21 protein-coding genes are annotated in these 17295 nt (G+C 53.2%); 7 read left to right on the top strand and 14 right to left on the bottom strand.

The window, feature by feature from the left end:
* The first annotated feature begins 174 nt into the window (after positions 1 to 174).
* Complete coding sequence (locus ACT3RU_RS06690) at positions 175 to 363, top strand: hypothetical protein (protein WP_087110171.1); 189 nt, start codon at positions 175 to 177, stop codon at positions 361 to 363.
* A 92-nt stretch (positions 364 to 455) separates the two neighbouring features.
* On the opposite strand, the gene ACT3RU_RS06685 is transcribed toward ACT3RU_RS06690, so the two are convergent.
* Positions 456 to 1310 carry a Tim44 domain-containing protein gene (locus ACT3RU_RS06685; RefSeq protein ID WP_192527241.1) on the bottom strand — a complete coding sequence of 285 codons (855 nt, stop codon included), beginning with the start codon at positions 1308 to 1310 and terminating at the stop codon, positions 456 to 458.
* A 147-nt stretch (positions 1311 to 1457) separates the two neighbouring features.
* On the opposite strand from ACT3RU_RS06685, the gene ACT3RU_RS06680 reads away from it, so the two are divergent.
* The gene (locus ACT3RU_RS06680) at positions 1458 to 2033 is read left to right on the top strand and encodes an isochorismatase family protein (RefSeq protein ID WP_192527240.1); all 576 of its coding nucleotides are present in this window, start codon (positions 1458 to 1460) and stop codon (positions 2031 to 2033) included.
* Positions 2034 to 2048: 15 nt separating this feature from the next.
* Here ACT3RU_RS06680 and yaaA read toward each other — a convergent pair whose 3' ends face one another.
* Together yaaA and ACT3RU_RS06670 are read right to left on the bottom strand one after the other, a co-directional pair.
* Positions 2049 to 2828 carry a peroxide stress protein YaaA gene (yaaA, locus tag ACT3RU_RS06675; RefSeq protein WP_192527239.1) on the bottom strand — a complete coding sequence of 260 codons (780 nt, stop codon included), beginning with the start codon at positions 2826 to 2828 and terminating at the stop codon, positions 2049 to 2051.
* A 112-nt stretch (positions 2829 to 2940) separates the two neighbouring features.
* Complete coding sequence (locus ACT3RU_RS06670; RefSeq protein ID WP_192527238.1) at positions 2941 to 3972, bottom strand: NADP(H)-dependent aldo-keto reductase; 1032 nt, start codon at positions 3970 to 3972, stop codon at positions 2941 to 2943.
* A gap of 250 nt (positions 3973 to 4222) precedes the next feature.
* On the opposite strand from ACT3RU_RS06670, the gene ACT3RU_RS06665 reads away from it, so the two are divergent.
* Complete coding sequence (locus ACT3RU_RS06665; RefSeq protein ID WP_087110162.1) at positions 4223 to 4717, top strand: tetratricopeptide repeat protein; 495 nt, start codon at positions 4223 to 4225, stop codon at positions 4715 to 4717.
* 47 nt (positions 4718 to 4764) lie between these two features.
* Complete coding sequence (locus ACT3RU_RS06660; RefSeq protein WP_172119057.1) at positions 4765 to 5271, top strand: hypothetical protein; 507 nt, start codon at positions 4765 to 4767, stop codon at positions 5269 to 5271.
* Positions 5272 to 5300: 29 nt separating this feature from the next.
* On the opposite strand, the gene ACT3RU_RS06655 is transcribed toward ACT3RU_RS06660, so the two are convergent.
* From ACT3RU_RS06655 to ACT3RU_RS06630, 6 genes are all read right to left on the bottom strand, one after another.
* Positions 5301 to 5846 carry an LOG family protein gene (locus ACT3RU_RS06655; RefSeq protein WP_192527237.1) on the bottom strand — a complete coding sequence of 182 codons (546 nt, stop codon included), beginning with the start codon at positions 5844 to 5846 and terminating at the stop codon, positions 5301 to 5303.
* A 36-nt stretch (positions 5847 to 5882) separates the two neighbouring features.
* On the bottom strand, positions 5883 to 6404 hold the full coding sequence (locus ACT3RU_RS06650) for a DUF501 domain-containing protein (RefSeq protein ID WP_192527236.1): 522 nt from the start codon (positions 6402 to 6404) through the stop codon (positions 5883 to 5885).
* A 12-nt stretch (positions 6405 to 6416) separates the two neighbouring features.
* Positions 6417 to 6719 carry a hypothetical protein gene (locus ACT3RU_RS06645; protein ID WP_087110154.1) on the bottom strand — a complete coding sequence of 101 codons (303 nt, stop codon included), beginning with the start codon at positions 6717 to 6719 and terminating at the stop codon, positions 6417 to 6419.
* A 38-nt stretch (positions 6720 to 6757) separates the two neighbouring features.
* Positions 6758 to 7159, bottom strand: coding sequence for an acyl-CoA thioesterase (locus tag ACT3RU_RS06640; RefSeq protein WP_087110152.1), 402 nt, complete (start codon positions 7157 to 7159; stop codon positions 6758 to 6760).
* A 50-nt stretch (positions 7160 to 7209) separates the two neighbouring features.
* Positions 7210 to 8034 (bottom strand): hypothetical protein, encoded by an 825-nt coding sequence (locus ACT3RU_RS06635; protein WP_192527235.1) that lies wholly within the window; start codon positions 8032 to 8034, stop codon positions 7210 to 7212.
* 103 nt (positions 8035 to 8137) lie between these two features.
* Entirely contained in the window at positions 8138 to 8569 is a 432-nt protein-coding gene (locus ACT3RU_RS06630) for a hypothetical protein (RefSeq protein ID WP_192527234.1), read from the bottom strand.
* Between the two features lie 37 nt (positions 8570 to 8606).
* On the opposite strand from ACT3RU_RS06630, the gene ACT3RU_RS06625 reads away from it, so the two are divergent.
* Complete coding sequence (locus ACT3RU_RS06625) at positions 8607 to 9770, top strand: MalY/PatB family protein (protein WP_192527233.1); 1164 nt, start codon at positions 8607 to 8609, stop codon at positions 9768 to 9770.
* 3 nt (positions 9771 to 9773) lie between these two features.
* Here the strand turns inward: ACT3RU_RS06625 and ACT3RU_RS06620 are convergent, their stop codons facing one another.
* The 5 genes from ACT3RU_RS06620 to ACT3RU_RS06600 form a co-directional block, all read right to left on the bottom strand.
* Positions 9774 to 10712 (bottom strand): co-chaperone YbbN, encoded by a 939-nt coding sequence (locus tag ACT3RU_RS06620; protein ID WP_192527232.1) that lies wholly within the window; start codon positions 10710 to 10712, stop codon positions 9774 to 9776.
* Positions 10713 to 10881: 169 nt separating this feature from the next.
* Complete coding sequence (locus ACT3RU_RS06615) at positions 10882 to 11952, bottom strand: AbrB family transcriptional regulator (protein ID WP_225733761.1); 1071 nt, start codon at positions 11950 to 11952, stop codon at positions 10882 to 10884.
* The gene (locus ACT3RU_RS06610) at positions 11939 to 13453 is read right to left on the bottom strand and encodes a tripartite tricarboxylate transporter permease (protein ID WP_087110141.1); all 1515 of its coding nucleotides are present in this window, start codon (positions 13451 to 13453) and stop codon (positions 11939 to 11941) included. Before ACT3RU_RS06610 ends, ACT3RU_RS06615 begins: the two co-directional genes overlap by 14 nt.
* 1 nt (position 13454) lies before the next feature.
* Positions 13455 to 13907, bottom strand: a complete 453-nt coding sequence (locus ACT3RU_RS06605) for a tripartite tricarboxylate transporter TctB family protein (protein WP_087110139.1) — start codon at positions 13905 to 13907, stop codon at positions 13455 to 13457.
* 104 nt (positions 13908 to 14011) lie between these two features.
* Positions 14012 to 15007 carry a Bug family tripartite tricarboxylate transporter substrate binding protein gene (locus ACT3RU_RS06600; protein WP_192527231.1) on the bottom strand — a complete coding sequence of 332 codons (996 nt, stop codon included), beginning with the start codon at positions 15005 to 15007 and terminating at the stop codon, positions 14012 to 14014.
* 180 nt (positions 15008 to 15187) lie between these two features.
* Here ACT3RU_RS06600 and ACT3RU_RS06595 point away from each other — a divergent pair, with 180 nt between their 5' ends.
* Positions 15188 to 15871, top strand: coding sequence for a GntR family transcriptional regulator (locus tag ACT3RU_RS06595; RefSeq protein ID WP_192527230.1), 684 nt, complete (start codon positions 15188 to 15190; stop codon positions 15869 to 15871).
* A 76-nt stretch (positions 15872 to 15947) separates the two neighbouring features.
* Complete coding sequence (locus ACT3RU_RS06590) at positions 15948 to 16928, top strand: D-2-hydroxyacid dehydrogenase family protein (protein ID WP_192527229.1); 981 nt, start codon at positions 15948 to 15950, stop codon at positions 16926 to 16928.
* Positions 16929 to 17295 lie beyond the last annotated feature (367 nt).

Raw genomic sequence — 17295 nt, 5'->3', positions numbered from 1 at the left:
TGTGAAAAATCCTCCCGGGCTTGCGCCCGGGGGGATTTTTTTTGCCTAAAATTTACGATTTTCTGCTCCAAGCAGCTACCCTGATATGGGTGGTGGTAGCGTACTGTTGTCTTTAAAATGGTGCAGACGTTGATAGAAGAACGCCTTATGCGTTATCTCAGGAGGAGAAACAGGATGAACGGACAAGTGATTAAGAAGTTATCAGCGGCGGTGTTGATGGCTCTGCTTGCAGGCGGTTTGGCTGCCTGTGATAACCAGGGGCCTGCTGAAGAGGCGGGTGAAAGTATTGATAATAGTATTGAAAGCGCCGGCGAAAGCATTGAAAGCGCGGGTAAGAGTATCGAAGAGGCTGCTGAGAACTAATTCAACGTGTTGATTTAAACGGTTGATTAGGTTGTCCCTTGGAAAGAAAAACGGCCGCTTTTAGCGGCCGTTTGAAGGGATAGCCCCGCGTTTTAAGCGCCAGGGTTTTGCTCAATACCTTGCACATACCAGGGTGCCTGGTCACGCATTGCACGGGTTAAGTGCCACGACTCGTTGAACTCGGTCTGCTCTCCATTCTCTTCTATAATGCCATGAAAGATTACGCTTGCCTCAGCATTACCTTCGTACTCGTTAATATCCCCCAGTTCGGCAAATAAACGTACGATGTCGGTACGATTATTGGCAGGATGCTGAGCGCGCTCGGTGCGTAGCAGGTTATAGAGCTCGGGAGTGACATACTCCTGAATCTGGCTAAAGTCGTTATTGTCCCAGGCACGCTGCAGCGTCATAAAATGCTCTTTAGCACCGTTTAAAAACTGCTCTTTATCAAACCAGGCAGGCGTGCTTTGCAGGCTGCTTGCCAAGCTACCAGGCACAGCGCCTACTGAGCCAGCAGCAGGCGCTGATGGCACGTGCTGCGTACGTTGGTAGTTGGATTCGGAAGCATGCGCTGGACGTCGCTGGCGAATAAACGCACGGAAAGCGATCATCGCAAGCACTGCGATACCGACCACCATGAGCAGGTCCATCATTCTTAGCTCATCAAAGGCACCGCCGAAAAAGAGTGCGGCAATTAGCCCTCCAGCCAGAAGGCCGCCCATCATGCCGCCCATTCCGCCTCTACGTACTGCCGCAGCACCCGCTTGGCCCTGCTGCTGGCCACCTTGCGCTTGTTGTGTACTGGGTGTGCTGGCCGGGCGGTCCGCAGAACGGGACATGCTGCCCATATTGCCACCACCTCCCATACGGCGCGCTTCCGCATGCTCCACCGCAACGCTAAACCCCATAACGCTGACCAGCAGCATGACAAACAATTGTCGTAACATGGCAATCTCCAATGTTTCAAAGCCATTAAGAACGTAAGCTCAACGTAATGAGCGTGTGGAAAGTATTGAGCGGCTAGTTTAGCGCTTGGGCGCTTAGAATGGACTATCTTAATGGCACTCATAAGCATAAAGAATAAGAGGGAAAACATGCGCCTACAACGAGATCGTAGCCTATTGTTAATGATCGATTTTCAAGCAGGCTTACTGCCGGTGATTGAAGGCGGTTTGCAGGTAATAGAGGAGGCCGCCTGGCTTGCAAACGTAGCAGAAGCTTTGGCAGTCCCCGTCTGGCTTACCGAACAATACCCTGAAAAACTCGGGGGGACGGCAGCTGGTTTGATAAGCGAGTTGGGTGAGCATCAGGTTTGGCAAAAACATCATTTCAGCGCAATGGAAGCGCCTGAATTTGCCCAAGCATTAAAGGCCCAATCGGTGCAACAAGTCGTGATCTGCGGCACAGAAGCACACATCTGTGTGTTGCAGAGCGCGCTTGGCTTGCTGGAAGCTGGATATAGCGTGTATTGGCTAAGTGAAGCGACAGCGAGCCGTCGTTGTGAGGAAGCTCGCTTTGCGCGTGAGCGTGCCTGTGCGCAAGGCGCCATTGCGGTGACGGCGGATATGGTGGCTTATGAGTGGCTTGATCGCTGTGATACCGCGCTATTTAAAGAGGTACATCGCCGGTTGCTTAAGCCGCGCTCCTCACGCGGCGTAACTTTTTTTTAGCAAAGGGGGAAATGTTTATCGGTCTGCTTCTTTGCGTGTGAACACCAGCGTATCGCCTTCAGAGGACACTGCATCAAATTGGTAGCCTGCCACATTAAATGCTGTAAGCGCTTCAGGGTCGTTCACCTGCTGATGAATAATCCAGGCACTCATTAGGCCTCTGGCCTTTTTGGCATAAAAGCTGATGATTTTAAACGTGCCGTTTTTCTCATCTTTAAACACCGGCGTGATGACGCGGGCGTTAAGCTTTTTGGCATCTACCGCTTTAAAGTACTCATTAGAAGCAAGATTCACCAGAACCTTTGAACCGCTTTCTGTAATAGCCTGATCAAGGGCATTGGTCAGTGTAGGCTTCCAGTACGCGTATAAATCCTTACCCGCCTGATTAGACAGTTTGGTGCCCATCTCCAGTCGATAAGCCTGAATCAGGTCCAGCGGGCGCAGTAAGCCATACAGGCCTGACAAAATACGCAGGTGCTGTTGGGCAAACCGGTTCTCCGCATCGCTGAACGTTTGAGCCTCCAGGCCGGTATAAACATCGCCTTGGAACGCTTGAGCGGCAGGTTTGGCATTCTCTAGTGAAAACGGCGGCTCCCATTCAGCAAAGCGTGCCGCATTAAGGCCAGCAAGCTTGTCGCTGATGCCCATCAGCTCACTGATCTGCTGAGGTGAGTAATCACGCAGGATATCGATCAGCGCTTGGCTTTCCGTTAGAAAGTCGGGCTGTGTCACCTGGTGAGTGGTGGAGGGCGTTTCAAAATCCAGCGTTTTCGCTGGCGAAATAACGCTTAGCAAGGTGAACTCCTTCGGCCGATGCAAAACCAGATAAGAACAAAATCATGGCCGATAGTATATCAAGCCTCGGCGTTGGCCGAGGCTATCGCTTTAATAGCGTGTGTATCAATGCTTAGGGGCAGGGGGTTGGCATCCGGCGATGAATATCCTCAATCGCGCTAAGCACATCGTCGTCCAGCTTAAGGCTCTCACTGGCCAGGTTGCTTTCCAACTGGTCCAGTGTGGTGGCACCAATAATATTGCTGGTAAGAAAGCTGCGTGAATTAATAAACGCCAGTGCCATTTGTGCGGGGTCAAGGTCATGTTCGCGGGCCAGCTCAACGTAGGCCTTTGTCGCCGCCTCCGCCTCTGGTGAGGTGTAGCGCTTAAAGCGCTCATAAAGCGTCAGGCGGCCTTTTTCGGGCCATGCGTCATTAAGATACTTGCCAGAAAGAACACCAAAGGCCAGGGGAGAATAAGCCAGCAAGCCTACGTCTTCGCGATGAGCAATCTCCGCCAAGCCCACCTCAAACGAGCGATTAAGCAGGTTGTAAGGATTTTGTATGGAGGCCACTCGCGGTAGATCCATTTTTTCGGCCAAGTGAAGCGATCGCATGACGCCCCACGGGGTTTCATTGGAGAGGCCGATCGATCTTACTTTGCCAGCATCCACCAGCTCCTTGAGTGCAGAAAGCGTCTCTTCAAGCGGCGTGGCATCTTCATTCTCCTGATGCGCGTAGCCCAGCTTGCCGAAAAAGTTGGTGTTGCGGTCTGGCCAATGCAGCTGATAAAGATCGACATAGTCCGTTTGTAAACGCTTAAGGCTTGCGTCGATGGCCTGGTGAATATGATCACGCGTCAAACGTGGGCCGCCCCGGATATGCTCAGGCCCCGGGCCTACTGCCTTGGTGGCAATAATGACGTCATCGCGGTCGCCACGCTGTTTCAGCCAGCTGCCAACATAGGCTTCCGTTAATCCTTGCGTTTCGGCTTTGGGCGGTACGGGGTACATCTCAGCTGTATCGATAAAATTGATACCGAAAGCGACGGCGCGATCCAGCTGTTCGTGAGCTTCTGCCTCACTGTTTTGCTCGCCAAACGTCATCGTACCAAGGCAGAGTCGACTGACCTCAATTCCCGTTCTGCCAAGTGGGCGCGTTTGCATTTTTGTCTCCTCGCTAAAGCGAAAATTATCGCCGAATAGGCGTTTATAAAGGTGATGAATGACGGTGTGTGAGAAGCATGTTAGCGAGGCTATTTGAAAGCAGCAAATCAATGGGGTTGAGTCGTCGCAAAGGCAGGCGTATGCTTGCCACCCCATTGGCCGGCTGACCCCGGTTTTTCGTGTGATTGGCAGTCAAATGATGTAGTGACCGCTAATTCAATATCTCAACAAATTGGCAGGGTGGTTTGCCATGCCGCAGGCATCATCTTTGTTTATTCGGCTAGAGTTTCGTTTAGCTGAACGGCTGTTTCAAAACCGTTGGTTGTTACCGCGTTCAGAGCGCACACAGCGTCTTACCATGCGTTTGTTCAAGCGCTGCGCTGAAGCGGGGCATCCTGATGCACTGTCCGTTTACGGGCATATGCTGTTTCATCGTAGCTTATCGCCGCAGGACAAAGCGCGGGGGGCACGCTATGTGGTGGAAGCCGCTCAAGCGGGTGATGTGAAGTCACAGTACCAGGTGGCCCAGATCTACGAGCACGGCTGCGCGCAATATCCGCGCCGTGAAGATTATGCGGTAACGTGGTATGCCCGTGCGGCGCAGTCCGGTCACTATTTGGCTGCTGAGCGGCTGGTCAGCGCCTATCGTTTGGGTGAGCTAGGCTTAAGCATAGATGAGAGCCAAGCTGCCTACTGGGAACAGTTGGCTGAACGGCATCCGCTCAACGATGTGACCGCCGCGTAATGGGCTAACGAGTAATGATTGCGCCCAATGATTGAATGAGGAAGTCAGTGTCCGAGACGCTACCCACTGTATTAGATATTGAAGCGTCCGGATTTGGGCGTGGTAGTTATCCCATAGAAGTTGGCATTGCACGTGCTGACGGTAGCTGCTGCGCGTTTCTTATTCAACCACTGGATGAGTGGACGCACTGGGACCCTAAAGCAGAGCTCTTGCACGGTATTTCGCGTGATCGCTTGTACCAGGAAGGGCACCCTGTTCGTCAGGTGGCCCAGTGGCTCAACGATGAGTTAAGCGGGTTAGGCAAAGCGTACAGCGACAGCTGGGGCTACGATAATACCTGGCTTTCGCTGTTGTTCCACCATGCAGGCATGCTGCCTCGCTTCCGCTTGGAGGCGCTGCGCATTTTGTTGAGCGAAGAGCAGCAAGCGATATGGAGCGGTACCAAAGAGGCCATGATTACCGAGGTCGATATCCATCGTCACCGGGCGGGAGAAGATGCCCGTCTGCTCCAGCTCACCTATCAGCGCACCCGCAACGTTATCCGCGGCGCGTAGCGCGCTTGCCATGCCCGCCTCGCTCACCTCTACCTAAGCTGGCTCTCCAGCGCGTCAAGTAGCGCCTCTGGTGTTGCCGCGTCCAGCAGCATATCCCGTGTCGTTTGAGCTAGAAAACCCTGCGTCACGGTGTTGTCGAGAAATGCCAATAGTGGCGTATAAAACCCCTCGGTATCCAGTAGGCCCATGGGCTTCTCATGCAGGCCTAAATAGCCCCAGGTCCAAATCTCAAACAGCTCCTCAAAGGTACCGATACCGCCTGGCATGGCAATAAACGCGTCGGCGTTAGCGGCCATGGTGGCTTTGCGTTCATGCATGTTGGGCACGCGGATCAGTTCGGTGAGTCCAAAGTGCGCTTGCTCGCGCTCTACCAGATGGTCCGGCATAACGCCTATCACGTTGCCGCTTGCCGCCAGCGACGCATTAGCAAGCTCGCCCATTAGGCCAATACGCGCGCCGCCGTATACCAGGGTGTGCCCTCGCTCTGCCAGCACAGTACCTAATGCCTGGGCTGCTTGGCGATAAGCCGGGCTGTTACCTTCTCGTGAGCCGAGATAAACGCAAATTCGGGACATTAATTGGGTTCCTTAACGCTTATGAGAAAAGCGGTGTTATGGAAGGTGCTGGTCTACCTGGTGGTGCTCATCCATCCACTGACCAATCACATTATCGCCACATAGATGATGGGCATACTGAGTGTGCAGGCAGCGTATCTGTTGCCAGTTGCTGATACCGCCAATGCCACGCTCGGTCAACACATCGGTATAGCCCAGCCGTGCAACCTCTGCGCGCTGGGCGTCGCTCATATAATCCCAGCGGGCTTTTACATAGTCACGATGGCTTTGCTGATAATGCGCTAGAAATTCTGGCTCTTCTTGCAGGCGCTGCTCAAGTGATTTGATAACCCCCACCGCTTCAATGCGTGAAATTTCTACCTTTAGTACATCAGAACAGAGCCAGTACAGGGTAGGAAAGGGTTTGCTATCAACAATCGGCGCCATACGCAGCACCAGCGGTGTACCTTCGCTATCAGTGGCGGCAACGGCTTCGATGCCACGTGGTGCGCGGCCTAACTGCTGGGTAATAATCGCCAGCTGACGCTCATCGGGCGCCTGGTTGGTGCGGATCACCATTAGGTTGGTCTCTCACGAATGGTCGTCTTGAACAAATTTATTGGAGCGGCCAACAGCACGAAAAAAGCAGCGATTCAACTGCCCAGGAGACGCTACATAGCACCATGTCCGCTCGCAATACTCGGCGGCCCGCGCCATTAGTACGTCATAAAGGCGGTTAAACGGGGCATCATAATCGTAAGGGTCAGCCCCAAACAAGCGGATATGCGGATAGTCTGCAAAGCGCTCAATAAAATAGCGCTCAATATCCGCTTCGACAGCGCGATGCTGCGCAGTATTGTCAGGGTCCAGCCAGAGATTATAGCGAATGGCCATGCTGTGCTCCTGGTCGCCTCGTCCGGCGGGTTGGTGCGTCAGGCGGGCGCATCTTGTAAGTGAGTCGACAAGGCGTCGCGCAGCGCGCCCTCAATAGGTACGGCGCATTTAGCCTGGTGATCGTACTGTACCATCACCGTGTGGCCGAGGTTGGTGAGCGTGCCATGTTGGCGTGCTTCCTGAGTGACGGTAAATGAGCTATTGCCCAGCCGCGTTAAATAGGTGCGTAATTCGACGTCATGGCCGTAAAACAGTTCTGCACGGTAGTCGATTTCCATCCGCGCCATTATCAAACGCCACTGCTTCGGGTCCAAGTCAGGCGTAAAAAGCTTGAAGAGGTCGTTGCGGGCCAGCTCAAACCAGGCGGGTAGGCGCGTATTGTTAATATGGCCCAGCGCATCCGTATCGTAAAACGCCGGCTCAATCGTACGGGTAAACATGGTGATCGCCTTATCGTTGGCAGGGGTTGTAAATTCAGGCAAGCGCTAGGTCAAGCAGCTTGCCTGTTGCCTTCGCGTCGCTTGGCAAACCAGCGTTGGACCTGTAGCCAGCCCAGCAGCCATAGCGTTGCTACCAAAAAACCGGCCAGCGTGCCCCAGGCAAGCCCCAACGTTTCATACGTATAAGAGACACACAGGGCGTAACTTAACAGCGAGCCCAGCCCCACGGGGTAGTGTTTGATAACGGTCGCGGTAGGCGCGGGGCCTTGGGTTATATGCAAAATTAGCAGGAAAGGCAGCATGGTGACGGGGAAAGCCGCCAACGTGCCTGCCCAGGCAGGCGGTACCCAATGGGCAAGGCTTGTGATGGCAAAGACAATCAGCGTCGCCAGCAAGGCGCGAATACATAAAGCGCCCCACGAGAAAGACTGACATGCAGTGGCCAGGCTGTCGGGTATTTGCCGGAAAATCCACGTAAAAAATACGATAGCGCAAAGCGTCACCAGCGTACCCGTCAAGCGAGTAAAATCGAACTGGGCAAGCACCAGGCTTGCCATAAGCCACAGAGTGATAGCACCTGCCATTCCGCTGGCGACACCCTTCAAACCGGGCTTACGGCCGCAAAGCCAATAACCCGCGCCAAGTGCCATGGTCGCGGTAAAGCCCGCTAGTGTATGAATCGCACTTTCAGCGGAAAACGTTGGGGATATCTCCAGACCAATAAAGAACAGTGCCAGCGCGGTGCCCAAAGGATAGCCTGATAAAAGCCCTGCCACTTTGGGGCTCACACGTACAGCAATCGCCCCCAGTCCCAGCACCATCGCGACTGACACCGCTACTTTGGCCAATTGCCAGCTAATCGGAACGTCCAGCATCAATGACTATCCTTATAATTGATTAAATATTTTTCTTCGTTTGTCAGCCAGTATATCCGCGCGCTGCACAACAAGCCGTGCTATCGAAAGCGTTAACGCTTTTTTATACCAGACGTAGCCCCTGCTGATCGCGCCAGGCAGCCTCCAAAGCACTTTTTAGTGGTGCTTGAAGGTGGGCTGGAAGCTCAGAATGCGCGGCCTCTACAGTGTTAAACGTGCGGTTGCGCAGCCAGCAGTAAGCCCAGGCACAGGCTTCTGCCTCACTTTGAGGTGTTGGCTTGGCAGGCATTTGATTGAGCAGAAAAACCGCTGTGCGGGGTGCCCATAGCGGAATGTCATCCTCAAGTGTTTGGCTCCAGTGTTTAAGTATTGCCCCATCGGGTGTCGTGTCCGGCGTGCCCAGTTTGGCAACCCGTGCGGTTTCCGCCAGTATGAGCGCTAACTGGTCAGCATCGGCCTGACCAAGCGCTTGCCATTGCTGCAATAGCGCTGACAACCCTGCGCGCACCTTGGTATAAAAATCATCTTGCGGCATGCTCGTTACCAACCTTCGTCAATAAGTGAGATCTGTTATGGCTTTTGATTTTGCCACGCCTATCGAGCGACGCCACCCCGAAGGTGGCTACTCATCCCAAAAATGGCATCGCTATAACGGTGAAGTACTGCCTCTATGGGTTGCCGACATGGATTTTTATTCGCCGCCCGCGGTTATTGAGGCGCTACAAGCACGGGTCGCTCATGGTGTTTACGGCTACGGAGAAGTGCCTGCTACGTTAACAGAAACGCTCTGCACATGGAGTGCTACGCACTATGACTGGACGATCCAGCCCGACTGGCAGCACTGGCTGCCGGGTGTCGTGGCCGCGCTCCACTTCGCCACGCTGGCGTTAACCCAGCCAGGCGATGGCGTGCTAACGGTAACGCCTATTTATCCACCGTTTTTAGCCGTCGCTGAGCGTACCGGGCGTTTGCCCCAGCAGGCCATGCTGGCCGCGCCTAAACGCCCAGGCGAGCCATGGCAGTTGGATATTAGTGCGATTGAAGCCTCCATCACACCCAAAACACGCATATTACTCTGGTGCCATCCGCATAATCCGACCGGGCGGGTTTGGGGCCGTGAAGAGCTGGCGCCGTTGGTGAAGCTGGTTGAACAGCACGATCTATGGGTTGTCTCTGACGAGCTACACTGCGACCTACTGCTAAATAAAGATGCTCAACATCGTCCGTTAGCGGCCATGTTTCCTGAGCTAGCCAAACGCACGATTACTCTATGGGCGCCCTCTAAAACCTTTAATCTGGCGGGGTTAAGCAGCGCATGTGCGATCATCCCTGACCCCGAAGTGCACCAGCGGTTTGCCGCTGCCTGCAAGGGCCTGTTGCCCGATGTAAACGTGCTGGGGTTAGTGGCGGCAGAAGCGGCGTATCGAGAGGGTGAGCCGTGGCGTCAAGCGCTGCTGGATGTGCTGCGTCAGCACCGCGCCACGCTTGAAGCACGCGTTGCCAACTGGCCGGGTGTGTACCTAAGCGCACCGGAGGCAACATATTTGGCTTGGCTTGATATGAGGGAAGCAGGTCTGGGAGAAACGCCTTACCAAACGCTCAAGGAGCAGGCCGGTGTGGCGCTTTCAGACGGGGCAGCGTTTGGCTACCCCGGCTTTGTGCGGCTAAATTTTGGTACTACGTGCGCTCAATTGGAAGCAGCATTAACGCGGATGGATGCGCTATTGAAGCCTTAGCCATTAATAAAGCAGCGCAAACAGCTTACGGCGATAGGCGACCGTCAGCGGGTGGTCGGCGCCTAGTGCATCAAATACCTGCAACAGCGTCTTACGCGCCGCATCATCGTTGTAGGTACGGTCACGCTTCATTAGCGTAAGCAGCGCTTCAAGCCCTGCATCGTATTGACCATCGGCCACTTGGCGCAGGGCGCGCTGGAATTGCGCTTCGCTATCGTCGCGCTCACCCAAGGCCGCAATGTCTTCTGCTGAAAGCGCTTGTTCACTGAACGCAATGCTGGCGCGTACGCCGCGTGCTGCTGGGCCATCGCGCTCTTCGGGGGGGAGATTTTCCAGCACGCTGCGCGCCTCATCTCCGCGCCCTTCAGCCACTAATATGCGGGCAAACGCCACTTGGTAGGCGTAGTGCTCCGGGTATTGCGTTACCAGGTCTTGGTAAATGCCGTGGGCTGTTGCGGTGTCGCCTTGCTCAAGCGCCGCCTCGGCCTGCTCTTCAGGGCTTTCTGGTGCGTCGGCCGGGGCAGGGAAGTAGCGCCCTAACCATTCACGCACCTCTTTCTCGGGCAGTGCGCCCTGAAAATTATCCACAAGGCCGCCTTGGCTCACCAGCTTAACGTCCGGTACCGCCTGCACACCCAACTGAGCAGAAATTTCCGGATTAGCGTCTGTATTTAGCTTGCCAAGCAGGAAGGTGCCCGCGTATTCGAGCGCCAGCTTCTCCAGTACAGTCAGCAATGTGGTGCAGCTGCTATCAGCTGGCGAGTAGCAGCCCAGCAGTACCGGCACCTGCATTGACGCTTCCAGCACTTGCTGAATGTTGCTCGCATCGAGTTCGATAATCACATCTTCGGGGCGCACTGGCGCGCGTTCGGTATCAGCAGTATTCGTGCTTGCGGTATCCGCTGTCAGCGGTTTGCCGGTGCGAGGATCAATGATTGACATGGGTAAGCTCAGCTTCGCAGAAAAATAATTGCTTATGATATGCAGGCAGTCACCGCTATATTCAAGCCGGAACGATGCTAATCATGTGAATCTGAAGAGAAGGCTGGGGCAAGAGGAAAAATATAGGGTCAAGCGCTGCTCTAAAGGAGTCTATTAGCACTTTATATCGCTAGCCTTGCTGTATTTGTTTTCCTAGCCAACTGGCGATGAGGGGAAGCATTGCTACGATCAAGAAAACACGAAGTACATGGTGGGCTGCCACCATGGCGGGGTCTATGGACAACGCCAGCGCTACGACGCCAAGTTCCGGCGCCCCTCCAGGCAAGTAGGATAAGAACAAAGGTGTGTTGTCCAACCCTATAATGGGCGCAAACAACAGGGCTGCAACGAAGGAGCCAAAGGTAAGGAGTACACCAATCACCGCCGCGAGCCAGCCATCTTTTAAAATTTGTGGGAGGGAGTAATTCGCGAATCGCGCCCCTACGCCTGCGCCAATGACAATCTGTGCCGCGCTGGAAAGCAGAGGGGGGACATGAACCGTTAAAAGATCAGTCGCGTGCAGTAATCCCGAGCTGAGCAATGGAATCAATAGCATCGCTGAGGGAAAGTTCAATCGCCAGGCTAGCCAGCCGCTGGCTATCGCCACCAAGGCCAGGATTCCATGGTTAATAGGATCGATTGCTTCCGCGTGAGTGAAGCTTGCAAGACTAGCGTCAGCGAGGTTAATGCCGGACGTCGCCTGGATGATGATGGGCGCTGCAATTAGCAATACCACTAGGCGCGCGGTATGACAAAGGGCAACGCGGCTGACTTCGGCTCGGTAATTTTCTGCCAAAACTGAAACGACTGAGAGTCCTCCGGGTATGGCGGCGAACAAAGCAGTTACTCTATCCATTTTCCCGAAGCGATAGAATATTTGATAGGCAATGACACAAAATGCCAGCGATAACACACTCATGACAATCAGACTTATGGTCCAGTCCCCGGCTTGGCGTACGACTTCTGGGGTAAAACTGGTGCCTAGCATCGTGCCGATAGCGACCATAGCGTAACTGCGCCATGGCCCAGGAAAACGAGGCTGAAAAGACGTCGTCTGAGTACACAGGAGTGATGCCGTTAGGCTGCCCAGTACCCATGGCAACGGTAGGGAGAGTGCAAAAAAAGCGAGCCCGCCTAAGGCGCCGATGCCAAAGGTAATGCCTCCTCGAAGTTGAGGAGGCATTTGTTTAATTAGGTTCATGGCTAGCGCGGCGAGAGCGGAAGGCTTTCAATGCTGGGGCACCAATTAAAACAAGCAGCATTATGATGAAAAGAGCCAGAGCAATGGGTCGCTCCATCATATATTCAAAAGGTCGGCCACCGGACACTTGTAAGGTGCGCACGACTTCTCCTTCCATCATGCGGCCAAGCAGTAAACCGATGACCGTTGCTGCGACGGGATAGTTGTTTTGTCGCATGAGCCAGCCGAGCCCTGCAAATGCGGCAACGGTTAGCGGCCCAGCGATAGTGCCGGTTATGCCATAGCCGCCCCAGGCACACATTGCTAATACACTGGGTACTAGATAAGCCAGCGGAACGCGCACTACCATGCCCAGTAAGCGAAGGCTAAGTAATCCCAAAAACGCTAGAAGTACCACTTGCCCCAGATTGCCGAGAATAATCGAATACACGATATCGGTCTGGTCTCTTATGAACGATGGCCCGCCAATAATATTGTGAAAAGAGAACGCGGCCAGGAGTACAGCAGTTGCAGCCCCACCAGGAATGCCAAGCGCTAATAGCGCTGTCATTGAGCCGCCCTCCGAGCTGGAGTTTGCAGATTCAGCCGCCACAACACCCTCGGGTGCCCCCTTGCCGAACGCTTCAGGCGTCTTGGACGTTCGCTTGGCCTCGCCATAAGAGACAAGGTTAGCTACCGATGAACCCACGCCAGGAATGGCACCGATCACAGCACCAATAAGGCTGCCGCGTAGTAAGGTGCCGGGATGACGAAACGTCTGCCCAACGCCTTTAAGAATGAGAGCAAACGAAATATTACGCTGGGCTTCATTTTGTACCAGAAACGAGCTTCCTCTCAGGCGTAACAACTCAGAAGCGGCGAATATACCGATCATGGCGGGTACTACTGGGATGCCATCAAGAAGATAGGGGTTGCCTATTGTCGTGCGCATAATGCCCGTCGTGGACATGCCAATTTGACTGAGCATAAGCCCCAGAAAGCCAGCCATCAGACCCTTGGCCATACTGCTGTCATTGAGTGTCGCGATGAGGGTTAACCCCCACAGTACCACCACGACCATTTCCAACGGGCCTATTTTAAGTACAAAAGCAGCCAGTGGATTGATTAACAACATGAGGAGGCTGTAACCCACGAAAGCGCCTACAACTGAAGCGCACAGGCCCAGGCCCAAGGCTTCATTGTGTTGTCCCTTTCGCGCCATAGGGTATCCGTCAAATGCCGTCGCAATTGACGAGGATGATCCAGGGATGTTCATAAGAATAGCGGTTACCCCGCCACCGTAGGCGCCGCCAGTAAATATGGCGGTTAAAAACAGCATGGCTTGAAGAAAATCCATGCCAAAGGTCACGGGCAAGAAAACGGCCATGGCCATTGAAATTTGTAGCCCGGGAATCGAACCGAAAATTAGGCCGATTAATAAGCCGGGGATAACCCAAAGCCAAGGGCTTAGATCAGTAAAAAGAAGAGTAAACGCCTGAGATAATGCGAATTGATCAATCATGTTAAAGCACTAGTGTGGTCATTGGATAAGGGAAGAGAGAGCCAAAACCCTTGACAAGAAAAACAGTAAACACAAGTGCGTACAAAGGCGGTTGCCATTTTCCTTTACTCCCACACATAAGAACACCGACCCAGACGAAAACGAAAGTAGCAACGTCGAAGCCGACATTGGTTAATGCAAAGCAGAAGGCGGAAAATCCTGCAAGAAGCAGTATGTCGCTCCATATAGATGATTTGTCCGTACTGCTGGATGAAGGCTCTGTCGCTGGCTTCAACAAGGTTTTAGCGACAATCCCAATGGACAGAAGGCCAATGATTATCGCGGTGGGAGCTACTACCACCAGGTTGTTCAGCGTTGTGGAGGCCTGAGTAGCGCTCCAGGTAATAAAGCCCGCTATAGCCAGTACAAGGCCTAACAAAAAGGCATGCGTTGCAGAAATCTTTCCTGTCACCATTCTATAGCGCCTCCACATTGAAATAATAATGGGACCAAGCGTAAGTTGGTCCCGTGACGATTAAGCGAAAAGCATTAGCGCACATGTGCCCGCATTGAAATCATTTATTCTTCTGATGTGTATTGCTTCAAAATTTCAAAGTTGGACTCGATGACCTCTGTCGTACGTTCAGGCCCCAACCACTCTGCACCAATATCCTGGGCTTCTAGCCGGCTAACGAACGCCTCATCTTGCAGCGCATTGTGATAGGCATCGACCATTTGTTGGAATGCTTCGGGGTTACTCTCTTTAAAGGCAGCATGCGCGGCAAGGCCTCGCATTGATCCTGCAAGCACCGGAACCGGCTCGTGACCGCTCTCTTCAAGCGCTGCATTAAGCGTTGGCGCGTCCCAGTCATCCGATGCGGTATCAGCCGCGAGGGCAAGAGGACGTATATATTCCTGGATTGATAGTGTGCCGTCTGCAGCTAATACGGTCATGTCTACCTGCCCGCCAGCGACCGCCGTGCGCGCAGCGCCACCAGACTGATAGGTGACAATGTTGACGTCTGTTTTATCGAGCCCAAAGGCCTCAAGAGCCAGTTCAAGGTTGATAGCGCCGGTCGAGCCAGGTACGACAGAAACTCTAAGTGTTCCTGGATTTTCCTTGGCTGCCGCCATGAAGTCCGCCAGCGTTTCATAAGGCGTATCAGCATTGACGGCGAAAAGATCGTAATCATTCCACTGTCCGTTAATGAATGCGAAGTCTGACAAATCATAAGTGGCATCAAAGCCAAGAATCGCATTAGAGACGTAAGGGTGGATGGAAGAGGCAAGGAAATAGCTGCCATCAGCAGGCATGTTGTGGAAGTAAGTATGGCCTACGTGACCACCGCCGCCATTCTGATTAATGACCGAAATCGGCGCGCCCAGGTCTTCCTGGAGCCGTTGAGCCAGCGCGCGAGCGGTGCGATCAGCGGACCCGCCAGGGCCAAGCGCAACAACGAAAGTGATTTTCTGTGTTGGCCAGCTTTCCTGGGCTGCGGCTGTGAGGGGGGTAATGGCAGCCGCCAGGGAGAAACCCAGCATAGCTGTAGCGATGACATTCTTTTTATCGATCATGGTGGCCACTCCGCTTTTATTTAGATAATTGTAAGACAATAATTTGGTCATGGATATAGAAGTACATATAGTAGTTTCTGTCAATCCTCGGATATGTAAGCAAAAGGTCTAAAATTTCAAATATTTTTTGGAAATTATTGAAAGTTATATAAAGTGTGTTGCATTCGGAGGAGAATTGCTTTGTCTACAATAAAAGAAGAAACGCATGGTTTGGCAGCTGAGCGAGTGGCTAGTGGCTTATACGATGAGATACTTAAAGGGCAGTTGCAGGCTGGTACTCGTCTTGGGGAAGTTGCGTTGGCTGAGCGCTTTTGTGTTAGCCGAGGCCCGGTGCGTATGGCGCTCAAAAGCCTTAGCGAGTGTGGGCTCGTTACTATCGTGCCGAACAGTGGGGCGCACGTGCGTGAAATGCGGTATGAAGATGCCCGGGCGATCTACCAGGTCAGAACTGCTCTTGAAGCTGAAGCCGCCATGTTGGCGGCCAGTCGTGCTAATGCATCCACTGCCGATGAATACCTTACGTTACTGCAGTTACATGCCAGCCAAGTGACATCTCATCCTGAGGGAGCCTATCTTCAGGAGTCTGAGGAGTGTGATTTTCATTTAATTACCGCACGAATGTCCGGTAACCCACTCATTCAGCGTTATTTAACCCACGAGCTTCGCCCACAGCTAACCCTGTTAAGGAATAAGCATCGACATGTTACAGGGCGCGGGAAAATCGCACTTTATGAACACGAGCGCATAGCCTCTGCTATCTCGGAAGGTGATGTGGAGGTGGCGGGCTTACTGATGCGGCGGCATATACAGAGCAGTTGGGAAGCGCTTGAAGAGCAGTTGCCCATGAGAGATACCCTTAATTAAGCAGTAATTGAGCGATAACCACACGGCTCAGGCAATGCTATGTCTGGCCTTGGCCTGTGCTAGAGAAGGAGTGTATATGAAGACGGTGATTCTTGATGATTGGGAGGGCTGTATGAAGGAGCACCCTGCCGTATCTCGCTTGCGCGAATTCTCTGAGGTGTCGGTCTATGGTGATGTGCCTGCCTTTGAAACCCTAGTGAGCCGGCTTCAGGGAGTCGATGCGATTATCCCGCTCAGGGAGCGCACCTTGATTGATCGAGACCTTATCGCGGCTTTACCTGACCTAAAGCTGATCGCCCAAACCGGTACGGGCCTTGCCCATATGGATAAAGACGCAGTGGACGAAGCGGGGATTTCGGTTGCAACGACGCCGGGTGGGTCTACGGCGGCGGTGACCGAGATGACCTTTGCATTTTTACTTAATCTCACTAAGCGGATTGTTGAGGTAGATCGTCGGATGTCCGTTGGAGAGTGGCCAACGATTGTTACCAGTAACTTGAGCGGTAAAACCATTGGACTGATTGGTCTGGGCAAGATTGGTTGTGCCGTGGCGAGAATGGCACAGGCCTTTGGTATGCGAGTCATTGCATGGGGCCCCAGGCTGACCCGGGAGCGAGCCGCTCAGGTGGGAGTAGAGTACGTGTCATTAGAAAGCCTGCTCACCCAAGCGGACGCCGTTAGTATCCATGTAAGGCTTGTGCCTGAAACGGAAGGGTTACTGACGACGGAGCATTTTGAGCTAATGAAGCCTGATGCGATTCTGGTCAATACATCACGCGGGCCCATTATTGACGAAGCGGCGCTCATTGCTGCTTTGCAGCGTAAGAAGATTGGTGGGGCGGGGCTTGATGTTTTCTGCGAGGAGCCGCTACCCCAGCATAATGCCTTTGCGGCATTGGATAATGTCATGACAACGCCGCATATGGCATGGAAGACCGAAGAGACCTTTTCGCGTTTTCTTAATGGGTCGATTGCTAATATTCATGCGTTTTTTGTAAAGGGAGAGCCGCAAAATATCGTTTCTATTTCCCGTGACAAGAAAAAAACAGGCGTGTGACCGCCCTGTGAGAGTCTCGTCGCTAATTTTGGGGCTTGGGGATGTACCGCTGAATTGCTTGAGCCCGCCCGTTAAGTTGCTCATGTGGCTTGCTAGGGGCTGTGCTTTGGTTTTTCGGTAAGGGTATTCGATGTCGAGCGTCGGCGTGATGCGCTCGGCATAACGGTGTGCGGTGGCGTAGTCTTGGGGAGGTGCGAAGAGGGGGAGTGAGTAAACGCAAAAAGCCAGATCAGTAAGTAACTGATCTGGCTTTTTTAATATTGGTAGCGGGGACCGGATTTGAACCGATGACGGTTATGAGACTGATGATATAAGGACATTTATTTTGTCCTTAAATGGCAAAAAATGGCTTTAAACCTTATGATAG

It is taken from the genome of Halomonas sp. TP35 (genome assembly GCF_052375975.1).
Lineage (GTDB): Bacteria > Pseudomonadota > Gammaproteobacteria > Pseudomonadales > Halomonadaceae > Vreelandella > Vreelandella citrativorans.
Note: the sequence above shows the minus strand (reverse complement) of the source record. Positions and strands in the feature narration are given on the sequence as shown.

Bases quoted from the DNA above. Each gene is read 5' to 3' on its own strand.
- ACT3RU_RS06690 (WP_087110171.1), top strand. From the start codon at position 175: ATGAACGGACAAGTGATTAAGAAGTTATCAGCGGCGGTGTTGATGGCT.
- ACT3RU_RS06685 (WP_192527241.1), bottom strand. From the start codon at position 1,310: ATGTTACGACAATTGTTTGTCATGCTGCTGGTCAGCGTTATGGGGTTT.
- ACT3RU_RS06680 (WP_192527240.1), top strand. From the start codon at position 1,458: ATGCGCCTACAACGAGATCGTAGCCTATTGTTAATGATCGATTTTCAA.
- ACT3RU_RS06670 (WP_192527238.1), bottom strand. From the start codon at position 3,972: ATGCAAACGCGCCCACTTGGCAGAACGGGAATTGAGGTCAGTCGACTC.
- ACT3RU_RS06665 (WP_087110162.1), top strand. From the start codon at position 4,223: ATGCCGCAGGCATCATCTTTGTTTATTCGGCTAGAGTTTCGTTTAGCT.
- ACT3RU_RS06655 (WP_192527237.1), bottom strand. From the start codon at position 5,846: ATGTCCCGAATTTGCGTTTATCTCGGCTCACGAGAAGGTAACAGCCCG.
- ACT3RU_RS06650 (WP_192527236.1), bottom strand. From the start codon at position 6,404: ATGGTGATCCGCACCAACCAGGCGCCCGATGAGCGTCAGCTGGCGATT.
- ACT3RU_RS06645 (WP_087110154.1), bottom strand. From the start codon at position 6,719: ATGGCCATTCGCTATAATCTCTGGCTGGACCCTGACAATACTGCGCAG.
- ACT3RU_RS06640 (WP_087110152.1), bottom strand. From the start codon at position 7,159: ATGTTTACCCGTACGATTGAGCCGGCGTTTTACGATACGGATGCGCTG.
- ACT3RU_RS06635 (WP_192527235.1), bottom strand. From the start codon at position 8,034: ATGCTGGACGTTCCGATTAGCTGGCAATTGGCCAAAGTAGCGGTGTCA.
- ACT3RU_RS06630 (WP_192527234.1), bottom strand. From the start codon at position 8,569: ATGCCGCAAGATGATTTTTATACCAAGGTGCGCGCAGGGTTGTCAGCG.
- ACT3RU_RS06625 (WP_192527233.1), top strand. From the start codon at position 8,607: ATGGCTTTTGATTTTGCCACGCCTATCGAGCGACGCCACCCCGAAGGT.
- ACT3RU_RS06620 (WP_192527232.1), bottom strand. From the start codon at position 10,712: ATGTCAATCATTGATCCTCGCACCGGCAAACCGCTGACAGCGGATACC.
- ACT3RU_RS06615 (WP_225733761.1), bottom strand. From the start codon at position 11,952: ATGAACCTAATTAAACAAATGCCTCCTCAACTTCGAGGAGGCATTACC.
- ACT3RU_RS06610 (WP_087110141.1), bottom strand. From the start codon at position 13,453: ATGATTGATCAATTCGCATTATCTCAGGCGTTTACTCTTCTTTTTACT.
- ACT3RU_RS06605 (WP_087110139.1), bottom strand. From the start codon at position 13,907: ATGGTGACAGGAAAGATTTCTGCAACGCATGCCTTTTTGTTAGGCCTT.
- ACT3RU_RS06600 (WP_192527231.1), bottom strand. From the start codon at position 15,007: ATGATCGATAAAAAGAATGTCATCGCTACAGCTATGCTGGGTTTCTCC.
- ACT3RU_RS06590 (WP_192527229.1), top strand. From the start codon at position 15,948: ATGAAGACGGTGATTCTTGATGATTGGGAGGGCTGTATGAAGGAGCAC.